Source organism: Vibrio sp. 10N.222.49.C12 (assembly GCF_041475025.1).
Classification (GTDB): Bacteria; Pseudomonadota; Gammaproteobacteria; order Enterobacterales; family Vibrionaceae; genus Vibrio; species Vibrio crassostreae_C.
In genome coordinates, this window is record NZ_JBFRVF010000001.1 from 145,403 (window position 1) to 168,281 (window position 22,879).

The following is a 22,879-nucleotide window of genomic DNA, read 5'->3' on the forward strand; positions in this document are numbered from 1 at the left end:
AAGCTGAAAAATTAAATCCATCTGGACATCTAGACGTTTACAAATGAAAGAAAACCCCGTAGGGTGATTATTAAGAAATATTGAATTGGCTTAGGGAATATGAGGAAAACTCATGATAGAGCTTAAACACCTTCGAACATTGACTACCTTAAGAGACAGCGGCTCGCTAACAGCGACGGCAACTTCTCTTCACTTGACTCAGTCGGCGCTTTCTCACCAACTGAAAGACCTTGAGGCGCGTATCGGTGGTCAGCTTTTCCTACGTAAAACTAGACCAGTTAAGTTCACCTCTGAAGGTGAGATTTTGCTTAGGCTTGCCGATGAGATACAGCCAAGAATAGCTAAAGCGGAGAACGAACTCGCGAGCCTGAAAGAGGATGTGAATGGTCGTTTGCACATGGCGATTGAATGTCACTCATGCTTCCAATGGTTAATGCCTGCTTTGAAGGAATATCAAGTGGCTTGGCCAAGCGTAACGCTAGATTTCTCGTCAGGCTTTGGGTTTGAGCCGCTACCTGCGCTAATGGCTGGCGAGTTGGACCTAGTGATCACCTCAGATATTCAGCCTCGCTCCGAGATCCACTATGAGCCACTTTTCGATTTCGAGATGCGATTGATCACTGCAATTAACTCACCTTTGGCTGAGAAGCCAAGTATAGATCCACAAGATCTTAGCGATCTCACCATGCTCTCCTACCCAGTTCAAAAGCAGCGTTTAGACGTCGTGAAACACTTTTTGCAGCCTGCAGGCGTAGAACCTAAGAAGTGGAAACAAGCAGACAACACCTTGATGTTGGTGCAAATGGTATCGGCGGGTTTAGGTGTGGCGGCATTGCCAAACTGGGCGATCAGTGAGTTCTCAAGACAAGGTTTGATAGCCAGCAAGCCGTTAGGTAAAGGGCTTTCAAGAAGACTGTTTGCCGCAGTAAGAAACTCAGAAAAAGACAAACGTTACCTGCAGGCTTTCTTTAGCACAGCAAGACAGCAAAGTAAGAGTCACTTAGATGGCATTGAGGTCGTTTAAGAGGTTCATTATTGGGCTCGCTTAAGCCTTTGTTAAATCGGATAGACAAACGCCAGAAACAAAAAAAGTCACAGATAATCTGTGACTTTTTAGTTTCAGTACCGATGATTTTCGATATCTGTTGATTCGCGAAAATAGACTATCTTGGATAAGACTTAAACTGGTTAGTCAATGGGTCGTATTGATAGCCAAGCATATCCAGCTTACCCACAACACTTTCTATATCCATTTCATACATACTGATCAGCTCTTCAAAGCTATCGCACTCTAGGCGAAGTTTTTCATTAACGATTCCCAGCAAGATAATGCTATCGAAACCTTTTACGTTGCTTAAATCCATCTCGTACTCCTTACGAACACACCGACTAGAATTAAGTTTAGAACGCTTACCAAGGCCATGCTAAAAAACTGATCACACTTCTTAAAGAGAATGCGTGATTAATGAGCGCACGTAATTAATGAAAGTGCGCGATTAAAGTGCCCACACTGGCGTTAAACCCACAGCCGCAGCCAATAACATCAGTAACGAAACCGTCAGTTGAAGTTTTTCCGGGGTTTTAACGAACAGTAGATGCCAACACCACACCACGATAGCTGAGATTAGCAAAGCAAAGCTGAACAGTAGCGTTGAAATCACTGGTTCTAGTTGAGCTTCAGACAAAGAATAGACACTCACGACTGTTGCCAAAACCACCAACATGCCCGTCAAAACACCAACAACAGGCAGAACACGGTGAAATGCCTGTAAGCGTGTTCTTGCAATCGTCAGCAGTAAATGGCCAAACGCTGAGCCTAACAGTGCCACTAGCAATACAGTAGTTATGATGCCGACAGTAGTTGCTTGTTCAGTCGCTTGAATAGCCACGTAAGACAATGCCAAACCACAAGCTAAGTACATCACCCAAATAGGGCCGGAATCACGTGTCTTCTTGGTTTGAACTTGAGAATAGAAATAAAAGATCGCAAACACGACCAGAAAGGCTTCAATTTTTACTGAAGCGACGGCAAGCCACAGCACGCCAATCGCAGGTAACATCTTGTGGATCCGACCACGCTGCCCCGGACAAATATCCCCTTTCACCAAGATGAGGGTTAAGATCAGTTGGGCTCCTAAAAGCATCGGAGCAAATTGTACTAATAACGTTTCGACCATTGTGGATCTACTTCTTCAGACTTATTTTCGCGAATAATATCAAAAACTGCTGCGAACACTAATCAAAATCACAAATTAGCGACGTTATTCAAGGCTTCAACTATGCTGTTGTATGGCTCTTTTATCGCCATTTACCGTAAAAAGACGAAAGACACCAGAACTAACAGGGGCATGTTCTACTGGCTAGTCTAGGCTCATGCCGCTATAATTCCCGCCTCAAAAATCAGAGGTTGAAATATGTACAGCGATATCACTCCTATTCACGAACACAAAAAATACTGGGCCGAGTGCTACGGAACTGCACCCTTTTTGCCTACCAGTAGAAAGGAGATGGATGCTCTTGGATGGGATAGCTGTGATATTATTATTGTAACTGGTGACGCTTATGTCGATCACCCGAGCTTTGGTATGGCTATCATCGGCCGTCTGCTTGAAGCTCAAGGTTTCCGCGTGGGCATTATTGCTCAACCAAAGTGGGACAATAAAGATGCCTTCATGAAGCTAGGTAAACCTAACCTATTCTTCGGCATCACAGCGGGTAACATGGACTCCATGATCAACCGCTACACCTCTGATCGCAAATTACGTCACGATGATGCTTATACTCCGAACAATGAAGGTGGCAAGCGTCCTGATCGTGCAACTCTGGTTTATTCTCAACGTTGTCGTGAAGCTTACAAAGGCACGCCAATCGTGCTTGGTGGTATTGAAGCGAGCTTACGTCGTGTAGCTCACTACGACTACTGGTCAGATAAAGTTCGCCGCTCTGTATTGTTTGATGCAAAAGCTGACATTCTTCTTTTTGGTAACGCTGAGCGTGCACTGGTTGAAGTAGCACACCGCATTGCCGATGGTGAAGACATGTCTACGCTGACCAATATCCGCGGTACTGCTATCAATCTTCCTGCGGCCCCTGAAGGCTTCAAGATCATTGACTCTTCTCGTATCGAAAAGCCAAATAAAGCTTACGTACCAGTAAACCCGTACGAAGTGGAAACGCAATGTGATACTAAGAAAGATGAGAAAGAAGAAGTCAAAGCACAGCCAATTACTGTTCGCCCTTCTCGTCACGATGCGAAAACAACAGCGGTTCGTATACCTGCGTTCGAAAAGCTTAACAACGACCGTATTCTTTACGCTCACGCAAGCCGTATCTTACACCTAGAGACAAACCCGTACTCAGGCCGTGCTCTGATTCAACGTCACGGTGATCGCGAACTTTGGGTTAACCAAGCACCCATTCCATTGACGACAGAAGAGATGGACTACGTGTTTGGCCTTGCGTACAAGCGTGTTCCGCACCCGATGTACGGCAAAGCGAAAATCCCAGCATACGACATGATCAAAACCTCGGTTAACATCATGCGTGGTTGTTTTGGTGGTTGTTCTTTCTGTTCAATCACAGAGCACGAAGGTCGCATCATTCAGAACCGTTCGAAAGAATCTATCTTGGATGAGATCGAAGACATTAAAGATAAAGTACCGGGCTTCACAGGTACTATTTCTGACTTGGGCGGCCCAACGGCGAACATGTACCGTTTAGGTTGTTCAGATCCAAAAGCTGAAATTAACTGTCGTCGTCCATCATGTGTGTTCCCGAAAATCTGTGAAAAGCTAAACACAGACCATCAACACACTATCGACCTGTACCGCTCTGCGAGAAAAGTACCGGGTGTTAAGAAGATCATGATCGCTTCTGGTGTACGTTACGACTTAGCGATTGAATCTCCAGAATACGTTCGTGAGCTTGTGACTCACCACGTTGGTGGTTACTTGAAGATTGCTCCAGAGCATACTGAAAAAGGCCCACTGGATCTGATGATGAAGCCGGGCATGGGCACTTACGATCGTTTCAAAGAGATGTTCGAGAAGTACAGCGCTGAAGCCGGTAAGAAACAGTACTTAATTCCTTACTTTATCTCTGCTCACCCGGGCACAGAAGATGAAGACATGCTTAACCTAGCAATGTGGCTGAAAAAGCACAACTACGAGTGTGACCAAGTACAGAACTTCTACCCATCGCCAATGTGTAATGCAACGTCGATGTACTACTCAGAGACTAACCCTCTGAAACGCGTGAAATATAAGAAGCGTGAAGATGTTCCTGTGCCGAAAGGTGATCGTCAACGTCGTCTGCATAAAGCACTGCTTCGTTACCACGATCCTGAAAACTGGAAAATCATCCGTGAAGCACTGATCAGCATGGGTAAACAGCACCTAATTGGTGACAAAGCAAACTGCCTAGTACCAGCAGAAGACTTTGATGCACAAACACCAGCACAACGTCGTAAGTCTGGTCGTCACGGTTCACAGCGCTTTGCTACCAAGCACAGCAAGTCTCAGCCAGGTCTTGGTGGCGAAAGCCCACGTAACCACTCTGGTAAGAAACCGGGTGGCAAGAAGCCGACTGGTAACGGCAACGGTAGCCAAGGCAATGCTAACCAAGGTGGCGGTAATGGCAATGGTCGTAAACCAGCGGCTGGCTTTATTAAGAAAGGCCCTGGAGGTCAGCAATCGCAAGGTAATGGCGGCGGAAATGGCAAACCAAACCGTAACAAAACGGGCAATGGTCAAGGTGGCAAACCTGCGGGTAACGGCAAGAACCGCCAGCGCGCAGCACAACGCTAATATCGCGAGCCAATTTACTTCGCTATCGTAAAAACACAAAGCGCAGCTATTTAGCTGCGCTTTTTTGTGTCTGTTACAAGATAGCCTAACGAGCAAACACCCAATACTGACTAAGCAAATAGTTACTGACCATGCCCACCAAGATGCCAACCGCCATTGCGATAAACACTGCCCCTGTAAATGCAGGCAGCAATTCAGTCATCAACTTAAAGCACAGCAAATTAGGTATCGCCGATATTGATGCAGAGAACATGAACTTTTGCCATTGAATCAGCTTTTCGGACCAATTCCCCTGCCCTTTGAATTCAAAGGTCAACACTCGATTTCCAAACCAAGTTGTCGTTGCTGCAACGATGAAAGAGCCAATTCGAGCACTCATTAACGGCAGCCCAATAACGTAATGCAGCAACGCAAACACGGCACAATCGACAACAAAGCCACCCGACCCCACCATAGCGAATTTAATCATCTTATGATGAGGTTGTAGTTTTTGGTTTAGCACGTCGAACTTGTGGCTAAACAGTCTCGATGACGAGTTAAAATTGAACATCGCCATCACTTCGAATATGGCTCAACGATAGATTTGGTTTGATGTTTTGGCTATGACAACTAAATAGAGCGCGCTTGATCTTCACCGTCGGCTCTAAAATACAGGTCAACGCATTGTCTTTAATCTTGGTTTCCACTTCCGCTCTTTTACCAATCAGATAGAACTTGTCGATACCATCTAACTGCTTAACATCAAGTAGCTTTTTCGCTTGTCCATGACTGTAAAACTGCCCGGAGAACGGTCGTTTACCGATGTAAAAGCTCGGCGCTTCATCCGTGATCTGCTCGAAGATAATACGGTCACTTTTCTCGTTCGCTTTGCCTAGGTTGAGGTAGACCATCGCAATCATTAGCAACACAGGTAACACTAAAGCCACACTCGAGAACCACTTCTTATCTTTTTCTACCACAAGCATTGCCACCAGCAAACCAAGCGCCGGAATACCCGGTAGGACGTAAGCTGGAAGAATATTACCCGCCATAGTGAAAAGAATTAGAGGAGAGACCAACCAACACACAAGGAATGAAAATAACCCATTATGTTCAGCGTTAACTTCTGCGATTTTCTTACGACGAGCAAAAGTCAAAATAGGCAACACAATCGACCACGGCGCAGCCGCTTGAATCCAGAAAATCCAAATCATGCCTCTTGCTTGGTCATGGGCAGAACCGTATAAATCGCCCTCCCAACCACTCACAACAAAACGCTTAAAGTGCTCGCCAACAATAAAGTAATCAATAAAACCCGGTGTTGCCATTTCAGCCATGATGTACCACGGCAAAGCAATCGCTAGCATCACGCCTAAGCCTGACAACAGTGGAAAGCGTTGCCATAACACTTTAAAAGCGCCAAAAAATCCATGTTGCAATACTAACCAAGGGAAAACGGCGATACCCATAATCACAATCGCTACCGGCCCTTTTGCCAGCAAGCCTAGTGCTAAGCCAATGAAACCGACATAGCCCCAAGACCGATTAGTCTTCGCGCTCCCTTCTCCCTTCGAACCCTCTCCTCCTAACCAACATAGGTAGAAACCTAACATGGCTATGGTCATCGCTAACGTTAATGCCATGTCAGTCATAACAGCACCCGCCGCGATAGAGAAAATCCCACATGTCGCCAATACCACGGCCGCCACCAAGGCACTTTGTCCGGTGCGCTTAGCCATGTACGCAACCAACAAAATCGTCGCAAAACCTGCTAACCAGTGTGGCGCACGCACAGCAAACTCACTCAAACCAAACAGCTCAATGCCAATCGCGCTCATCCAGGTAAACATCGGAGGCTTACCCCAGAAAGGGATGCCGTAATCAAATTGAGGGGTTAACCAATTGCCGGTTTCTACCATCAAGCGAGCCATCTCACCGTAGCGCGCTTCCGTAGTGTCCATTAAAGGGTATGTCGCCAGAGATAAGAGCCTTAGAACCAATGCAAAAGCCAACAAATACCATAGGTGCGTTCGGTTCAGGCTCATGCTGACTCCTCTAATTTAAAATGCGTTTTTAATGCAGGGGTATCGACCACCGATTGGATCAGATACAAAGGACGGTTCTTGGTTTCGATGAAAATACGACCTATGTATTCCCCCATTAAACCAATACTCAGAAGTTGAATGCCGCCAAGGGCAAGTTGAACCACCATCATTGACGGGTAGCCCGTAATAGGCTCACCAAACATCATGGTTTTGAACACGATGAAGACGCCATACACAAAAGCGGTAAGCGCCACTAATCCACCAACGGCCGTCGCAATACGCAGTGGGCGGATAGAAAATGATGTGATGCCATCCATCGCCAATCCGATGAGTTTCAGGTAGTTCCATTTCGTCTCGCCACAGAAGCGAGCATCGCGCTTAAACTGAATCGTTGCTTGCCTAAAACCCGGCCATGAGAAAATACCTTTCATGTAGCGATTACGTTCAGGAAGTTGATTGATATGGTCGACGACTTCACGGCTCAACAGTCTGAAATCACCGACATTTTCAGGAACATCGATCTTCGCTGCCACGTTCATGACTTTGTAAAAGCTTGCTGCTGAAAACTTCTTAAACCACGTTTCACCATCACGCTGGCTGCGCTGCATATTCACAACGTCATAGCCTTCGCGCCACTTGGCAACCATTTGTGGGATCAGCTCCGGCGGATCTTGCAGGTCTGCGTCTAACAAGATCACCGCTTGTCCTCGGCAATGCTCAAGACCAGCACTCATCGCTGACTCTTTACCAAAGTTACGGCTTAAACCAATCACCGAGATTGAGCTGTTGATTGAAGTGAATGAACTCACCAAGTCCAAGCTGTTGTCTTTGCTGCCATCGTCGACATAAACAATCTCACTCGTGATCGGTAAGCTATCAAGCACCTTGGTAAGGCGAGAGTGGAACTCTTCCAATACCTCTTGTTCATCGTAAAAAGGCACAATGATAGACAAAGAGACCGCAGGATTGATCTGCGATGTAGATATCTTAGGGCGGCTAATATGAAGTTCAGACATAATACGTTCTTCTATTTTTTAATCTGAAGCCAATCTACCCTCCCATAAGTGAAAGTTATGTTATTGACATATTTTTCACGCTCACTCAGGATAATGTTACTGTCTATTTCTGTATGAGAATCAAAATGAAACGAGTTCTATTAGTCGAAGATAACCGTGAAATTGCAGGTGTCTTGTTTGATTATTTTGAGTGTATTGGCATGGAACTCGATTACGCAGACAACGGTGAACTTGGCCTACAACTCGCGTTGGAAAACTCATTTGATATCATCATATTGGATCTAATGTTACCGAGAATGGACGGCCTAACGGTTTGTAATAAACTGCGAGACCAAGGTAACGCGACACCTATTTTGATGCTGACCGCCTTAGATAGCCGAGAAGATATGCTGAAAGGCTTTGAACACGGTGCCGATGATTACCTCACCAAGCCATTTGATTTGGATATTCTAGAAGCAAGAATGAACGCGTTAGTCCGTCGTTACCGCGGAAAAGTCGCCTCTTCAAAACTTCAGTTCGATGAACTCACCATCGACCAAAAAACCCGTAAAGCTTACCGCCAAGATAAACTACTAGCGCTCAACCCAACCACTTACACCATACTTGAGATGCTGTGCCAAAGCGCACCTGAAGTAGTCACTCGTGAAGCTATTTCCTACAAGTTATGGGAAGAAAACGAACCCAACAATGATGTGTTGCGCAGTCACATTTATCAGTTACGTAATCAACTCGACAAGCCTTTCGACACTCAGATGTTAATTACGGTGCCTAAAGTTGGCTTCCGATTGGAGCCATCGAATTGATTTCAAATGTTCTTACAAGCACAAAAACCCTAACGGGCCGCTTAGCGGTTTTCTTTGGGTTAATGGCCGTAATTGTGTCGGCATTTGTCTATGTGGTATTTATCACAGCCCTGTACTTGTCGGAAGACCGCGTGGGTGAAAGACGCATCCTAATTGACCGCAACTATGCAGTCGGGTTATTCCAGTCAGGTGAAAGTGGAGAGCTTCGTATTGATGACCTGACTATCGCTTACAACGATCTTTCCTATCTACCGAAAAAGTATTTAAAGTATATTGAAGGCAAAGAAAATTTCATTGGTGAGGTCGGTGAAGATCCAGAATCTCGCATGGTCTATGTAGGCGAGTATACTCATGAAGGTAGAACTCACCCTATTGTTCTGCTTTCTGAAATAGACCGTGTCGAGCTTAGTGTCTTTGAGCTCGTTTATGCCACCACATTTGTATTAGCCCTTCTCTCTATTCTAATATTCAGCTTCGGAGCTCTGCTCTATCGGTTGTCTAAACGGCTGATTGAGCCCTTCAACTCCCTGTCTGAACAGCTTGAATCCAATAAGCTCAATCTAAACGAAGAATTTGGAGTGAATGACGATGCGGCGGTGGAGTTTCGTCAGTTGACGGATCAACTCAATCAATACAGAAGAGAAATCAATTCTCTAGTAAAACGCGAGCAAGCTTTCGCACGCTACTCAAGTCATGAACTAAGAACTCCGTTGACTGTTGCTCGTGGTGCCAACAAACTGTTACTGAGAAGCGAAACAACCGAATTTCAATCTCGTCAGGTTGAACGTATTGATGAAGCCATTGTTCAAATGTCTGAAATGGTCGATGCCCTGCTTGGTCTGGTTCGTTATGAAAGAAACAGTGACGATGCACCGCTGCGCTTGTTTAGTCAGCAAGAGTTAGAAGCTATCGTTTCCAAGAATTCATTACAGGCGGATGAGAAGCAAGTCGAGATATCCTTACACATTCAATCAGAGCCGACCATTCAAGCCACCAGCGCGATCATGAATATGTTGGTCGGCAATTTATTGAGGAATGCCATTGCAGCGACCAATAGTGGCACTGTCACGGTTACCCTGTCCGAACAGAGTATTGTGATTGAAGACCAAGGTGAAGGCCTTCAGGAACAATACAATCCGAATGGTCATGGATTAGGTTTATTGATTGTCGAGGACTTGTGTCAACGCTTCCAGTGGGGCTTTGAATTGGTCAATCGCAGCTGTGGTGGATGTACCGCTAAAATCACCTTTCAAACCGATCTATCCTCATCAATCCCAGAGCAAATGAATTCGTAGATCACGGCTCAATATCGAACGAAAACTTGATTTAGTTGGTTTACAGCGGTCCCTAGCTACTAGATACTCGCTAGTCCTATTTGAACTATAAATGCTGGCTCTTGAGTCAGCATTTTGTCTAAGTGCGATGAAACTAAATAATAGCCCTGTAACTCAACATCAATACAACGACCACACCTTTTTCTTAAAGCGTGACGATCAGCTTCATTCCCACTTTTGCGGCAACAAAGCCAGAAAGTTCATGAAGCTACTGGAAGACGAGCACCCAAGCACTACCACCCTAATAAGCTATGGTTCCGCTCAAGCCAACTCATTGTTCTCGCTAGCCGCACTTGCAAAAATCAAAGGTTGGACGCTTGAGTTTTACGTTGATCACCTACCTCGATGGCTACAAGAACGCCCACTCGGCAACTACCGTGGCGCTATCGATCTCGGGGCTGAGGTTATTTCAGTCAAAGAAACAGGCTCTGATCTTCATCCACAAGAGTATATTGAGCAAGTAAGACAACCTGACTCACAATGCATTGTGTTACCAGAAGGTGGACGCTCTCAGCTTTCTGAATACGGCGTGAAACAACTAGCCATTGAAATACTCAGCTGGACGCGTTTCGAAAGCAAACACGATTTCGTGGTGGCACTGCCAGCAGGCACAGGCAGCACGGCTCTGTATCTACATAAGCATTTAAAACTACACAACATCCCGGTATTAACCTGTGCATGTGTTGGCGGCAGTGATTACCTAACGCAACAGTTCAACGAGCTTGGCGAAACCGATCACCCGCAGATATTACCGCTTAAAGCCAAACACCACTTTGGTAAGTTGTACCAGCAGGACTATCAAACTTGGTTGGATCTACAAGAACAAACTGATATTGAATTCGACCTGCTCTACGACCCATTAATGTGGCAATGCTTAGAGCAATGGCAAGAAGAGAACCCAACCAAAACCGTCATCTATATCCATCAAGGTGGCATCTTAGGTAATGAGTCGATGTTGCCGCGCTATCAACGTAAGTACCCAGAACTTCGAAGTAGCCACACCGCTGATAACGCTACTTGGTAGTAATCCGTTCTTTTCTACTCTAATGCCCCGCGTTTCTGCGAACTGAGAATTTCTCAGCGCATCATGAACAGCCATCGCACTCCCTTTCGATGGCTGTTTATCAGTAATAGCCACCTGCTATCCCTGCCAGACATTTCAAGTTAGAGACAGAAATCTGGCGAGAATCATCGCGTTATCTATACTTTCGATTGGAACGTCAATTGTCATCGAAAGGAATTACGCATGCGAAAACTCACTACGCTCGGCCTGTTTTCAGTTTTACTGCCCTTCTCTGCGATATCAGGAGAAAACGTCACTTACCAAGTCGATGGGATGGATTACGAAGGTTATTGGAGTGAAGCCAGTGACCAAGCGCCTTTGGTACTGCTAATACACGATTGGGATGGCTTAACCGATTACGAAAAGAAACGTTCTGAGATGCTCAACGAACTCGGTTACAACGTGTTCGCCATCGACCTATTTGGTAAAGGCATTCGCCCTACGGAAGTGAAAGATAAAAAGCAACATACAGGCGAGCTGTATAAAGACAGAGAAAAAATGCGTACGTTGCTCAAAGCTGGTGCCATGGAAGCGAAAAGACTTGGCGGCAACTTAGATAACAACGTAATGATGGGATACTGTTTCGGCGGAGCAGCTGTATTGGAAGCCGCTCGTGCGGGCATTCCTTCGAAGGCTTATGTCACCTTCCATGGCGGTTTATCAACACCAAAAGGCCAAGACTACTCGCAGACTAAAGCTCCCGTAGTCGTGTTCCACGGCACGGCTGATGCCATGATTTCAATGCACGACTTTGGAAGCCTCGCCGCTCAACTTGAATCAACCAAAGTTCCGCATGAAATGATCACTTATAGTGGTGCGCCACACGCCTTCACAGTATTCGGATCGAATAACTATCAACATGAAGCTGACCAAAAATCGTGGGAACGATTCACTCATGTGTTAGAAACCACCACCCGATAAGCCGCGACACTCAAACCAAATTAGCCCATGCTTAATAAACATGGGCTAATTCGTATGACCAAGGATTTGGATGAACTACATGTAACGATGGATGCTCAAGTCGTCTGCTTTTATATCGCAATCAGAGCCACTGACCACGCTTGCCAAGATCTTTCCTGAGCCACATGCCATTGTCCAACCTAATGTCCCATGTCCAGTATTTGTAAATAGGTTCTTGATAGGCGTCTTACCGATAATAGGCGTACCATCCGGCGTCATTGGTCTTAACCCAGTCCAGTATTCAGCCTTAGAAAAGTCACCCGCTTGTGGGAAAAGATCTTTAATCACCATATCAATCGTGGCTTTGCGTTTTTCAGGGATAAGGTAATTAAACCCCGCAAGTTCTGCCGTCCCTGCAATGCGAATACGATCATCAAATCGCGTCATCGCTACCTTGTAAGTTTCATCCATCACAGTCGAGGTTGGTGACTTATCTGCATTCACGATCGGCAGTGTTAGCGAATAGCCTTTCACTGGATAAACCGGGATCGACAAATCGACTTGCTTCAACAGTTCTCGAGAATAGCTTCCTGAAGCGACCACGTAAGCATCCGCTTTGAACTCGCCTTGAGTCGTTGTAATACTCTCAATGGTTTGATTCTGATGATTGAGCCTAACCACTTCGGTATTAAACACGAACTGAACGCCGAGTTGCTTGGCTTTTTCGGTCAAGGTTAAACAGAACTGATGACAATCACCGGTTTCATCGTGTGGTAAATACAGGCCGCCCACCAGCTTGTCTTTAACGTCTGCTAAACCAGACTCCACTGACAGACACTGTTCAACATCAAACAGCGAGTGTTCGATTCCACTCTCTGTTAATAGCTTCATATCCTGCTGAATAGCGTCCAATTGTTTTTCGCTTCTGAATACTTGCAAGGTGCCTTTCTGCCGGCCCTCATAAGCCAAATCTTCACTGATTCTTAGATGAGTCAGACACTCTCGGCTGTAGTTAGCGACTCGCAACATCCGCGATTTATTCTGTGCGTACTTGGCTTCATTACAGTTGGCAAGCATCTTAGTCGCCCAAGACATTAACTCTGGAGAAAGAGAAGGCTTCACTTTTAGGGGAGCATGTTCTTGGGTAAGCCATTTCATCGCTTTCAAAGGGATGCCCGGTGCCGCCCATGGTGATGAATAACCGTAAGAAATTTGCCCGGCATTCGCAAAACTGGTTTCTTTGCCACTGCTATCTTGACGATCGATAACCGTCACCGAGTGGCCCTCTTTCGCCAGATACCAAGCACTGGTCAAGCCAATCACACCGCTGCCAATTACAATTACTTCCATTCTCTTCCCCTAATGCCCGACAAAGCCAAAACCAGCCGAACACAACTGTCAGTGTAAAACTCGTTTCGTTAATGGTTTGTAACTTATTCCGCACGTGTTGACTTAACAATAGAGAGAGCGTTGACAAAAACTCAATTCGACTTAAAAACGAATTCGGCAGTTTGAAAGTGTGATATTGGTGGTATTTGAAAGCTTAGGTAGGAGTCGCTAAGTAAATCAACTAAGCCTAGATATTGTAAGCGTCATGGCTTAAGAAAGTGGCGTTCTCGAGTAAGAAATCCAACAAGGTTGCGGCTTGTAGCGTAAGTGCAAGGCCTTTCAAAGATTGAACCTTAACCGTCGCCTTCGATAGCATCTCCAACTCGGTCGCAACCACTTCAATCTGCCCTGACTTTATTTCATCGATCACAGTGAGCTTAGGCATAAAGGTGACGCCCAACCCTGCTGAAACGAAGTTAGTCAGTGCCGTGACTGAGTTAGTTTGAAGTTTTGGCTGCAAGGTAAGATGGGAAATTTGTTCAGCCTGCTTTACTAGCCTCCCCATACCGGTCGAGTTATCGATCAAGGCGAGAGAAGCGTCTTGAATATCTTGCATTACCACTGGTGCTTCTTTCATCGTAAGGAAGTGCCCCTTCGGAGCAATCAATTCGAGCGGATGGCTGCGTTCAACGTGGGAGTGCAGTTTAGGGTGCGGTGCAGACGCATAGGTTATCGCAAAGTCTATCTGTTGATCTTCCAACATCTTGACTGCATCCAATGCCCCTGCGATCTCAATAGAAAGATTGATATCAGGATAACGAGTCATGAAGGTTTGCATCGGTTTTGACACCAAGTTGGTAATAAATCCTTCACCGATAGCAATGCTGACATTGCCTCCTTTGAGGTTTTTAAGCTTAGTTAGTCGAGCAAGTACAGCGGCCTCTCCACGAACAATGGAACGGTAGTAATTCAGCAGTTCATTACCCGCTTCGGTTAACAGTGATTGGCGGTTGTTGCGCTCCCATACTTTCATTTCCGCTTGCGCTTCTAACTGTGTCAACATCCGACTCATCGCGGCAGGGTCAACGTTCATCATCTTAGATGCCTTACGTAACGACCCATATTTTGACAACGCATTTAAATACTCAAGAGCACGGATATTAAAGTGGTGCATTCAACTTCCTTGTGATTCGACTAACACTTGATCAAGCGTCTCACAATTTTACTACGAACATATATCCCAATTTATCAAGATTGTAATTGCACTTTCTAACTTGTGCACCGAGTCACTTCAAGGCATTACATCAAAGGTTGATATACGTGTATTTTTTGCTGTAGATAACACAAAGGCGACAACTTTCGTCATCGCCTTTGTGGTCATTATCCCGATGTAAACCTCAAGCAGTCAATAACCGGTCACTTCACTACAGACCAACAAAGAAACTGATCACTAGCGCATTAATCAAATCAACAAAGAAACCACACACTAATGGCACCACAATGAACGCTTGTGGGCTTGCGCCATAGCGGTGAGTTACTGCGGTCATGTTCACAATTGCTGTTGCGGTCGAGCCTAGAGTGATACCACCGAAGCCTGAACATATCACCACAGAATCGTAGTTTCTTCCCATCAAGTAATAAACGACAAACACAGTAAACAACAGGGAAAGCAAGATCTGGATACTCATGACAACAGAGATATAGCCAAACAGTCCATCGAGATCCCAGATACGCAACCCCATCAATGCCATGGTCAAGAACATGCCTAAACAAATATCAGAGATCATCGCTAAGCCTTTGCGGCCTTGAGCGATTTTCTCTTGTGTACGACGTTTCTTAAACAGTGCGCGACCAACGTTTCCGATTAGGATACCTGCGATCAAACAGCTAACGAATAACGGCAGTTTTAGGCCCATCGAGTCGATAACTTCACTCAAGCTGTAACCCAGCATTAGTGTTAAGTTAAGAATCAACCACGCCCACAGAACGCCGTAGTGGCTAAGCTCTGTTTTTGTTTCACTCTCTTGGAATGCACCAACCGTAACCTCTTCTTCATTAGAAGGGCTTACTTTGTGTTTATTGAGCAGGTAGTTCGCAATCGGACCACCAATCACACACGCTGCAATTAAACCAACCGTGTTTGAAGCGACACCAAGTTCGAGCGCGTTAGCAATACCAAACTCTTCCACAAACATTGGCGCCCAAGCTAACGTTGTGCCTACGCCGCCTATCAAGCTAACAGACCCAGATAGCAAGCCTGCTTTCGCATCCATTCCAAAGCCAGAAGCGACTGCCATTCCGACTACGTTTTGCAACACGATAAAAATGGCAGCAAGACACAGTAGGATGAACAACGGTCGCCCGCCTTTAATCAGTGTTTTAATATCCGCTTGGAGCCCGATGCCAGCAAAAAAGTAGACAAGCAAAAAGTCTCTGACATCTAGGCTAAAAGTGATTTGGATTTCAAAAATATAGTAAAGCGCCGCTACGGTCGCTGCGCAGACAAAGCCACCAATCACAGGCTCTGGCAGTGAATACTTTCTTAATACTTCAGATCGCTCGATCAAACCTTTACCGATAAACAGTAATGAAATCGCGATCGTAAAAGAGAGCATTGGAGAAACTAGGGTTTCTGTCATGAGGTTATGGATTCCTAATAGTTAGATTATTCATAATATTGCGTACTATTAATAATCTAGGTTCACGCCAAAAAATCAAGCGATTATCTATGATAAAAACACCTAATATGGTTAATTCTGTGACGGTATTAATAGAGATTATAACTATAAAGCAATGATTAAAGGAACGGATATTAGGGAGGTATACAGATGAGGTGGGATATAGAGGCTCTAAAACGAGAAAACCCCAGCATTTCTGCTAGGGTTTTGAATAGTGGTGGAAGGATGGGGATTTGAACCCCAGATACGCTATAAACGTATACTCGCTTTCCAGGCGAGCGCCTTAAGCCACTCAGCCATCCTTCCACAAATTGTGTGTTGAGCATGTCACTCAACGAGGCGCTACTTTATTGATTCTGCTTGCTTTGGTCAAGGGGCATTCTCAAAAAAAGTGCCTTTTTCGGTTTGTTCGATTACAAATTAACTCATTAGATCAAAAACAAACCAAATTTCATTCTTTCGCTGCACTTACGCTTGTTGCTTTTCTTAAGCTTGTTGATAGTAGCCAGGAACTCGAAACCATTTACGACACATATCGAGGAAGTAGCCGTAAAGTACGCCCATACCGCACGAGATAACTGCATTACTGGTTACAGCCGTAACGATTTGGTCGCCTGAAGCACCCACTGCCAACAAAATACCCGCATACACTGGAGACTGGAATAACACGTATGCCATCAAATCAGACAAGTTTTTCATCAATGAGCTTTCTGAAAGTTTTGCACCATTGCGTAAGAACCAATCACGAAAAACGCCATAAGGCCAAGCGATAGCAATGTTTACAGGAATAGATAACGTTCGAGAAGCAAGAGATTGCTCAAACGTCATACCAGAAATAAACACTTCTACGATCATGCCAGAAATAAAACAGAAAACGACCATAGCAAATGTATCCGCAGCTGCGTTTCGAATACAAAATGGACCACGAGACTTCATTGACGACAAACCTAAAATATATCACTGCTTAATTAGTGATTTAGTAACATATAAACAAGGCACATTTGCACCTCACCAGATAATGTCGCTATTAAATCACAAGATTAGTAGTCATACACTCCAAATTAAAAATCAAGTTGTAAATTAACAACCAAAAACCACTTTAAAAGCAGTCACTTTCACCAAAAAATCCAACCAAGGTCAAATATTGGACAGTTCGTCATTTACTAACCGTAATTAAACAACATTTAAGCCATAGGTAGATTTACAGTAATGATATTAATGACATCTTGTGTAGGTGGTGATCCTAAAGCAACCTGCTCTAACGCTTTATCGACTTGTTCAGTAAGTTCCGCGTTGTTCATAGCTTCAACGTGGACACGTAGGCTCTCTAGTGCAAATTGAATCAGTTCTAGGTTGTTGTCTTCTAGCGCCACATACAACGTCACTAACAGCTCTTCAGTGTTATCTTTGTTGCGAAGATCAGGTTTAGGCAGTGACTCGCTTTTACTTTTCGAATCGTGTGGTTTTACGTCTTGGCTTTCGAGCTCATCCGCTTTTACTTCATGGTATTGATAAAGCTTATTTGAATAGCGGAACAAGGCATCATCCAGTTCACGCTCGTCAATCGGCTTAGCAATAATATAATCCACACCTGCCCCCAACATACGCTCACGAGTCTCTTTAAAGACATCAGCCGTACAACCAAACACCAATACCGATGACACATCGCCTATCAAAGCACGAATAGCAGTGGTTGATTCAACGCCATCCATCACAGGCATATGGTTATCCATGAGCACCAAATCAAAGCGCTCAGCAACCACGGCTTGTATCGCAAGTTCACCGTTTTCGACGCTCTTACAGGTAAAGCCTTTACTGCTCATGAAGGCTTCAATGATCACCGTGTTAGTTCGGTTGTCCTCGACGATCAGTACCTTTAAGCCAGAGTAGTCCAACTTCTTATGTGGCAAACTCTCGATTTCTCCTGGCTGACATGGCTGAATCTTCAAGCGAACATCAAAACTCGTGCCTATCCCTTCTTCACTGGTGACGGTAATACTGCCATCCATCAACTGGGCAATTTTCTTCACAATCGCGAGGCCAAGGCCAGTACCGCCAAAACGCCTTGTGGTCGAAGACTCCGCTTGTTCAAACGGTTTAAAAATACGCTTCTGAGCTTCTTTAGAAATACCAATTCCGGTATCACGAACTCGAATGCTCAGATAGGTGTCACTCCCCTCTACAACTTCTTTCAGGTACACCTCAACAAAGCCTCTGGAGGTGAACTTCACCGCGTTGTTCAATAGATTAAACAAAATTTGGCGAAGGCGAGCTTTATCTGAGAAGTACCAACGACCCGAAGTCACCTCAGAGTACACTTTGAATTGAAGCCCTTTCTCGGAAGACAATGTGTAGTAAACACTGTTAATACTGCCGATGATCGAATCAAGCGGGAAACGCGTTTCATCAAGATCCAACCTGCCCTGCTCGATCTTCGAGAAGTCTAAGATCTCGTTGAGTAGAGTCATCATATGATCGCCGGACTCATACAAGCTCTTAAGATGCTTCTCTTGTTCAGAATTTAGAGGCGTTTTTAATAGGATTTGAGCGGTACCCAATACCCCATTCATCGGAGTGCGAATTTCATGTGACAAGGTCGCAAGGAAAGCGGTTTTTGCATTGGTGGATGCCTGAGCTTTAACCTTTTCCGCTTCGAGATAAATGGTCTTTTCGTTGAAGGTTTTAATCAAATGGCCGATTTCGTCATCACTCGAGTAATCCACATCAATGATTTCGCCGGCTTTCGAACTATCAACCTGTGCTGCAATCCTTGTGATTGGACTAATCAAATAACGGTTCAATAAGTAATACCCCGCCATGACACAAAGTAGCAATAGCGGAACAATACCGCCTTCAATGCTCATCACCTGACGAAACACTTCGTCTTCTACTCGTGATTTGGAGTTCACCACATCCACTTGCCAGCCGAAATCACCAAATTGATTGCTACTGATGTAAATGCCTTCAACGATATTAAAGTTATGCGAAACCAACACTTGGTTAAGCTTATCTCTGAGCGTAATGCCAAGGTTGTATTCTTCGGCGTGGTTCTTGATAAAACCAAGCAGCTCTTCGAGCGAGAGATCCACCGTGGCAACACCGGCAAAAGTACCGTCGTAATAATAAGGGGAAGACGCCGTAATCATTCGAACGTGTGTGTATGGATCGATATACACATCGCTCCAAGAGATCGTGCCTTGTTTTTGGTTGACGACAGATGTGTACCAATACTCTTCTTGATAAGGGGCATTTTGGGGGTTGTTGTAAGAATATATCTGGTCGATTATTCCATCGTCGGCTTTATTAAAAAAGTAACTGTTGAGAAGCTTTTTAGAATCAAGCGCATAAGGTTCGGGCCAAATACCGGCACTGACAATCGTATCGTCGCTCGCCGCCAACATGGACTTAAAGAGCGGAATAACATCATCACCGTTACGATGCGCTTGAGCAAACCCAACGAGACTGTCTACGAAGCCTCGAGAACTACTGAGTGGCTCTGTAATCAATGCGGATAACAGTTGCGTACGCAAGTCGAGGTTTTGTTGTAATTTGGCGCGCACAGGGGATTCTACGACGTAATACGTCACACTACCGACAATGGCAATAAACATCGCAAGGTATAATCCAAGCGCTACCATGCTTTTTTTCTTTAAAGACGACCGTATCTGCATAATTCTTTTATTGTTTTCTTTTCTGTTAAACCTAGTGTTTATCATCCATGACATCAAGCCTTTTTAGATTGAAGCTTGATTGGCACAAGTTCATTGGTACTATAAGCGCAAATATGTTCCCTTTTACGGTACCTCACTTTGACTTTACAAGATATTCTTGCGCTTCCAGAGTTGGAAGGAAAGCTAATCACAGAACACAAAACAATGGGCTTTGTCACTGCAATGGCAGCGGCACCGAATGTGTTAACCCCGCATGAGTGGCTACCGTTCTTATGGGGTGGCGAAGAAGTCGCACCTTTTACGGATGGTGAACAGCTAGAAAGCTACATTGAAGTTATCATCGAGCTTTGGAATAAAACCCGCCCAGAACTGATTGAAGGGACTTGGGTTTGGCCTGAAGCTTGTCAATTAGACGACGAAGAAGTGGTGAACACTGCCGCTCGTGATTTTTGTGAAGGCTTGCTTCAAGGCTGGCAGATTGCTCGCGACGATTGGGAAACACTAATGCCTGAAGAGAGCGAAGATAACGCACTCGTTGGCGGTGTCCTGCTGTCACTGAGCATGCTTTACGATCCAGAAACGTCAATTGCTACGCTTGCAGAGCAAGGCATCGAAGGCCTAGAGCAGTTCGAAGAGATCTTTAACGCTGTTCCTGTGATGCTTTGCGGACTAACGCAGCGTGGCATTGCACTGGCTGAAGCTCAATAACAGTTAGCTTTATACAAGCCAAAAGGCCTCATTATGAGGCCTTTTTTAGTTTTCAGACGAAATAAAATAGTCGCTTTAGAAGCCTTTCCAATCGAAGTCATCAATTCGCTCATCAGCAATATAAAACAGCTTAGTGCCACTGCTGACCACTTGATCTAACTCTGGGTTGAGTTCAATACCGCTCCCCGTATCAATGGCGATCAGAGTTGCTTGATACTTCTCTTTAAACACTGAGAAAATAGGCGCGACGGTGACAGACTCAGCGTCTTCAGGGAAATACGTTGAATACTGTGTCATGCCTCTTGTTGAGCTCAATAATTCTTGGTGAAGCGCACTGGAACCTGGGTCTACCGCAGCCTTTGCTAGCATCTCAGCACCCACCGCTGGAATACATTCTGAGTTAGGGCAATGCTTGTGTAACAAATCGCTCAGCGCTTCATCTTTAAAGTAAACAAGAAGGTGCGCTTTAGGGTTTCGGTTGGCACAGTAAAGCGCCGCAGATAACGTAATGTCGTCTTCTGGGTTATCAATCAGGATGCAACTTGCAGACTCAATGCCCGTTTTCTCCATCTCTTTGCCATCGGTGTAGCTGTTTACTTTGACGAAATTGATTTCACCGGGTAACGGGTTCTCGATATCTGAACGCGTACATAGCACGATTGGTCGTTTACCCGTTTCTTCGTGTTGTAGCATGCGGATGAGATGAATGGTTCTTTGCTCATTCCACCCCAACATCAAAATGTGGTTGTCCACTCTAACTCTCCTTTTTCCTAGCAAGCCCGCTCGCCAATATTCAACACCTTCTGTCGCCACTTTACCGAGCAACGCGGCAAAAAGGCTCAACCCGCCTGGAATCACAAATAGAATAACGATCCACTGCCCCGCTACCGTGGTCGGTGATAAATCACCATAACCAACCGTAGAAGCCGTCACCACCAAGTAGTAAGCGAATACGGTAACCGAACTGGTTAAATCTGTTTCACCCGCCAAATACAGCATCGACCACGATAAAGCGATGTAGCCAAGAAAAGTGAACAGTAAGTTTTTGCCATTCAAAACAAAGATGTTTGCTTTGATCCAGCGTTTGAGTTGTAACCAGATTATCATTCGAGCCTCTAATCTTTTCCTCTTACTTACATGCTAGAAAAAATACGCGATATCAACAAGATGTATCATCAGAAAAAGATACATGACCACAAGATTGATATTGGCGGCCTATACGCAGATACAAAAAAACCAGCGCTATTGGCTGGTTTTTTTATTGGTTAGATAAAAGAACGACTTACGCGTTACCTTTTACCTGCACATTTAACTGCTCTGCAAAATCTAGCATGCGGTTCAATGGAATAAGAGACTTCACGCGTAATTCGTCAGAAACGAAGATTTCGTGTTGCTCACCACCATTCTCAAGCGCGTTTTCAATCGCTTCAAGGCCGTTCATTGCCATCCAAGGACAGTGTGCGCAGCTACGACACGTTGCACCAGCACCCGCTGTCGGCGCTTCAATCAGCTCTTTTTCAGGAACCAATTGCTGCATCTTGAAGAAGATGCCTTTGTCTGTCGCAACAATCATCTGTGGATGAGGCAGCTCTTTTGCTTTCTTGATCAGTTGGCTTGTTGAGCCTACAGCATCAGCCAGTTCAACCACGCTTGCTGGTGATTCTGGGTGAACCAAGATAGCCGCTTCTGGGTATACCGATTTCATTTTCTTCAAAGCATCAGCTGAGAACTCATCATGAACGATACACTCACCTTGCCAAAGCAACATGTCAGCGCCAGTTTGATTTGCGATGTAAGAACCTAGGTGACGGTCTGGCCCCCAAATAATGGGTTTGCCTTCAGCGTCTAGGCTTTCAACGATTTCTAAAGCGATGCTCGACGTAACTACCCAGTCTGCACGAGCTTTAACAGCTGCAGAGGTGTTCGCGTATACAACCACAGTGTGGTCAGGGTGAGCATCACAAAATTCTGTAAATTTGTCAGCTGGGCAGCCAAGATCAAGCGAACATTCAGCTTCAAGTGTTGGCATTAAAATGCGTTTTTCAGGAGTAAGAATCTTTGCAGACTCACCCATGAAACGAACACCAGCGATGATCAAAGTGCTTGCTGAGTGACGGTTACCGAACTTAGCCATCTCTAATGAATCGCCAACGAAACCACCAGTTTCTTCTGCCAGAGCCTGAATTTCAGGATCGGTGTAGTAGTGTGCAATTAGAACTGCATCTTTTTCTTGAAGTAGTTTTTTGATGTTTGCGATGTGGGCCTGTTTCTGAGCGTCGCTCAATGGAACTGGCTTAGGCGGAAACGGGTAAACTGTATCGATTTTATCTAGTATATGACTCATTGCTCTTGCTCTACGCAACTTCTTCCGAGAATCCGAGTATTCTACACAGGACAGCGATTGGGATCAAAAAGGATTGGTTGCAAGCGGTGACTAGCTAATGCTTAAAACGCATAAACAAGGCGATGTGTTGTCATCACTAGCAAGAGAAGTAAACACTAAACGGAAGTGAACAGGTATAAAAAAGAGGCGCCTAAGCACCCCTAT

The 22,879-nt window shown here is 45.0% G+C and carries 19 protein-coding genes and 1 tRNA gene; 7 read left to right on the forward strand and 13 right to left on the reverse strand.

Annotated elements, in window-relative coordinates:
* Positions 1-112 precede the first annotated feature (112 nt).
* Complete coding sequence (locus tag AB4583_RS00625) at positions 113-1,024, forward strand: LysR substrate-binding domain-containing protein (RefSeq protein WP_372116028.1); 912 nt, start codon at positions 113-115, stop codon at positions 1,022-1,024.
* A gap of 139 nt (positions 1,025-1,163) precedes the next feature.
* Here the strand turns inward: AB4583_RS00625 and AB4583_RS00630 are convergent, their stop codons facing one another.
* On the reverse strand, positions 1,164-1,364 hold the full coding sequence (locus AB4583_RS00630; protein WP_004736508.1) for a DUF4250 domain-containing protein: 201 nt from the start codon (positions 1,362-1,364) through the stop codon (positions 1,164-1,166).
* A 132-nt stretch (positions 1,365-1,496) separates the two neighbouring features.
* Positions 1,497-2,177, reverse strand: a complete 681-nt coding sequence (locus AB4583_RS00635) for a hypothetical protein (protein WP_017062029.1) — start codon at positions 2,175-2,177, stop codon at positions 1,497-1,499.
* Between the two features lie 237 nt (positions 2,178-2,414).
* On the opposite strand from AB4583_RS00635, the gene AB4583_RS00640 reads away from it, so the two are divergent.
* Positions 2,415-4,805: a YgiQ family radical SAM protein gene (locus AB4583_RS00640; RefSeq protein ID WP_372116029.1), complete on the forward strand. Its 2,391-nt coding sequence runs from the start codon at positions 2,415-2,417 to the stop codon at positions 4,803-4,805.
* 85 nt (positions 4,806-4,890) lie between these two features.
* Here the strand turns inward: AB4583_RS00640 and AB4583_RS00645 are convergent, their stop codons facing one another.
* Genes AB4583_RS00645 through AB4583_RS00655 form a run of 3 tightly spaced genes read right to left on the reverse strand, consistent with a single transcriptional unit; the run spans position 4,891 to position 7,845 of the window.
* The gene (locus AB4583_RS00645) at positions 4,891-5,355 is read right to left on the reverse strand and encodes a GtrA family protein (RefSeq protein WP_017062031.1); all 465 of its coding nucleotides are present in this window, start codon (positions 5,353-5,355) and stop codon (positions 4,891-4,893) included.
* On the reverse strand, positions 5,342-6,829 hold the full coding sequence (locus AB4583_RS00650) for an ArnT family glycosyltransferase (protein WP_372116030.1): 1,488 nt from the start codon (positions 6,827-6,829) through the stop codon (positions 5,342-5,344). The genes AB4583_RS00645 and AB4583_RS00650 overlap by 14 nt, the downstream gene beginning before the upstream one ends.
* A complete protein-coding gene (locus AB4583_RS00655; RefSeq protein ID WP_017062033.1) occupies positions 6,826-7,845 on the reverse strand; it encodes a glycosyltransferase family 2 protein in 1,020 nt (339 codons plus the stop codon). The genes AB4583_RS00650 and AB4583_RS00655 overlap by 4 nt, the downstream gene beginning before the upstream one ends.
* A gap of 125 nt (positions 7,846-7,970) precedes the next feature.
* On the opposite strand from AB4583_RS00655, the gene AB4583_RS00660 reads away from it, so the two are divergent.
* From AB4583_RS00660 to AB4583_RS00675, 4 genes are all read left to right on the forward strand, one after another.
* Positions 7,971-8,648: a response regulator transcription factor gene (locus AB4583_RS00660; RefSeq protein ID WP_017062034.1), complete on the forward strand. Its 678-nt coding sequence runs from the start codon at positions 7,971-7,973 to the stop codon at positions 8,646-8,648.
* On the forward strand, positions 8,645-9,943 hold the full coding sequence (locus AB4583_RS00665; protein ID WP_372051885.1) for a sensor histidine kinase: 1,299 nt from the start codon (positions 8,645-8,647) through the stop codon (positions 9,941-9,943). The genes AB4583_RS00660 and AB4583_RS00665 overlap by 4 nt, the downstream gene beginning before the upstream one ends.
* A gap of 127 nt (positions 9,944-10,070) precedes the next feature.
* A complete protein-coding gene (locus AB4583_RS00670; RefSeq protein WP_372116031.1) occupies positions 10,071-11,006 on the forward strand; it encodes a pyridoxal-phosphate dependent enzyme in 936 nt (311 codons plus the stop codon).
* 222 nt (positions 11,007-11,228) lie between these two features.
* Positions 11,229-11,966: a dienelactone hydrolase family protein gene (locus tag AB4583_RS00675; RefSeq protein WP_372116032.1), complete on the forward strand. Its 738-nt coding sequence runs from the start codon at positions 11,229-11,231 to the stop codon at positions 11,964-11,966.
* Positions 11,967-12,041: 75 nt separating this feature from the next.
* Here AB4583_RS00675 and AB4583_RS00680 read toward each other — a convergent pair whose 3' ends face one another.
* From AB4583_RS00680 to AB4583_RS00705, 6 genes are all read right to left on the reverse strand, one after another.
* Entirely contained in the window at positions 12,042-13,295 is a 1,254-nt protein-coding gene (locus AB4583_RS00680; RefSeq protein ID WP_372116033.1) for a D-amino acid dehydrogenase, read from the reverse strand.
* 226 nt (positions 13,296-13,521) lie between these two features.
* Complete coding sequence (locus AB4583_RS00685; protein WP_372116034.1) at positions 13,522-14,448, reverse strand: LysR family transcriptional regulator; 927 nt, start codon at positions 14,446-14,448, stop codon at positions 13,522-13,524.
* 250 nt (positions 14,449-14,698) lie between these two features.
* Positions 14,699-15,913 carry a sodium/glutamate symporter gene (gene gltS / locus AB4583_RS00690; RefSeq protein ID WP_017070004.1) on the reverse strand — a complete coding sequence of 405 codons (1,215 nt, stop codon included), beginning with the start codon at positions 15,911-15,913 and terminating at the stop codon, positions 14,699-14,701.
* A gap of 254 nt (positions 15,914-16,167) precedes the next feature.
* Positions 16,168-16,258 (reverse strand) — tRNA-Ser (locus tag AB4583_RS00695).
* 180 nt (positions 16,259-16,438) lie between these two features.
* Positions 16,439-16,888 carry an L-alanine exporter AlaE gene (locus AB4583_RS00700; RefSeq protein ID WP_017062062.1) on the reverse strand — a complete coding sequence of 150 codons (450 nt, stop codon included), beginning with the start codon at positions 16,886-16,888 and terminating at the stop codon, positions 16,439-16,441.
* A 248-nt stretch (positions 16,889-17,136) separates the two neighbouring features.
* Positions 17,137-19,590: an ATP-binding protein gene (locus tag AB4583_RS00705; protein WP_372116035.1), complete on the reverse strand. Its 2,454-nt coding sequence runs from the start codon at positions 19,588-19,590 to the stop codon at positions 17,137-17,139.
* A gap of 171 nt (positions 19,591-19,761) precedes the next feature.
* On the opposite strand from AB4583_RS00705, the gene AB4583_RS00710 reads away from it, so the two are divergent.
* Positions 19,762-20,331 carry a UPF0149 family protein gene (locus AB4583_RS00710; RefSeq protein WP_017062064.1) on the forward strand — a complete coding sequence of 190 codons (570 nt, stop codon included), beginning with the start codon at positions 19,762-19,764 and terminating at the stop codon, positions 20,329-20,331.
* 75 nt (positions 20,332-20,406) lie between these two features.
* Here AB4583_RS00710 and AB4583_RS00715 read toward each other — a convergent pair whose 3' ends face one another.
* Positions 20,407-21,438 (reverse strand): potassium channel family protein, encoded by a 1,032-nt coding sequence (locus AB4583_RS00715; protein WP_017063519.1) that lies wholly within the window; start codon positions 21,436-21,438, stop codon positions 20,407-20,409.
* A gap of 175 nt (positions 21,439-21,613) precedes the next feature.
* The gene (nadA, locus tag AB4583_RS00720; RefSeq protein WP_017062067.1) at positions 21,614-22,675 is read right to left on the reverse strand and encodes a quinolinate synthase NadA; all 1,062 of its coding nucleotides are present in this window, start codon (positions 22,673-22,675) and stop codon (positions 21,614-21,616) included.
* Positions 22,676-22,879 lie beyond the last annotated feature (204 nt).

Excerpts from the sequence above, each read along its gene's own strand:
- AB4583_RS00625 (WP_372116028.1), top strand. The coding sequence starts at position 113 with ATGATAGAGCTTAAACACCTTCGAACATTGACTACCTTAAGAGACAGC.
- AB4583_RS00630 (WP_004736508.1), bottom strand. The coding sequence starts at position 1,364 with ATGGATTTAAGCAACGTAAAAGGTTTCGATAGCATTATCTTGCTGGGA.
- AB4583_RS00635 (WP_017062029.1), bottom strand. The coding sequence starts at position 2,177 with ATGGTCGAAACGTTATTAGTACAATTTGCTCCGATGCTTTTAGGAGCC.
- AB4583_RS00640 (WP_372116029.1), top strand. The coding sequence starts at position 2,415 with ATGTACAGCGATATCACTCCTATTCACGAACACAAAAAATACTGGGCC.
- AB4583_RS00645 (WP_017062031.1), bottom strand. The coding sequence starts at position 5,355 with ATGTTCAATTTTAACTCGTCATCGAGACTGTTTAGCCACAAGTTCGAC.
- AB4583_RS00650 (WP_372116030.1), bottom strand. The coding sequence starts at position 6,829 with ATGAGCCTGAACCGAACGCACCTATGGTATTTGTTGGCTTTTGCATTG.
- AB4583_RS00655 (WP_017062033.1), bottom strand. The coding sequence starts at position 7,845 with ATGTCTGAACTTCATATTAGCCGCCCTAAGATATCTACATCGCAGATC.
- AB4583_RS00660 (WP_017062034.1), top strand. The coding sequence starts at position 7,971 with ATGAAACGAGTTCTATTAGTCGAAGATAACCGTGAAATTGCAGGTGTC.
- AB4583_RS00670 (WP_372116031.1), top strand. The coding sequence starts at position 10,071 with ATGAAACTAAATAATAGCCCTGTAACTCAACATCAATACAACGACCAC.
- AB4583_RS00675 (WP_372116032.1), top strand. The coding sequence starts at position 11,229 with ATGCGAAAACTCACTACGCTCGGCCTGTTTTCAGTTTTACTGCCCTTC.
- AB4583_RS00680 (WP_372116033.1), bottom strand. The coding sequence starts at position 13,295 with ATGGAAGTAATTGTAATTGGCAGCGGTGTGATTGGCTTGACCAGTGCT.
- AB4583_RS00685 (WP_372116034.1), bottom strand. The coding sequence starts at position 14,448 with ATGCACCACTTTAATATCCGTGCTCTTGAGTATTTAAATGCGTTGTCA.
- gltS (WP_017070004.1), bottom strand. The coding sequence starts at position 15,913 with ATGACAGAAACCCTAGTTTCTCCAATGCTCTCTTTTACGATCGCGATT.
- AB4583_RS00700 (WP_017062062.1), bottom strand. The coding sequence starts at position 16,888 with ATGAAGTCTCGTGGTCCATTTTGTATTCGAAACGCAGCTGCGGATACA.
- AB4583_RS00705 (WP_372116035.1), bottom strand. The coding sequence starts at position 19,590 with ATGGTAGCGCTTGGATTATACCTTGCGATGTTTATTGCCATTGTCGGT.
- AB4583_RS00715 (WP_017063519.1), bottom strand. The coding sequence starts at position 21,438 with ATGATAATCTGGTTACAACTCAAACGCTGGATCAAAGCAAACATCTTT.
- nadA (WP_017062067.1), bottom strand. The coding sequence starts at position 22,675 with ATGAGTCATATACTAGATAAAATCGATACAGTTTACCCGTTTCCGCCT.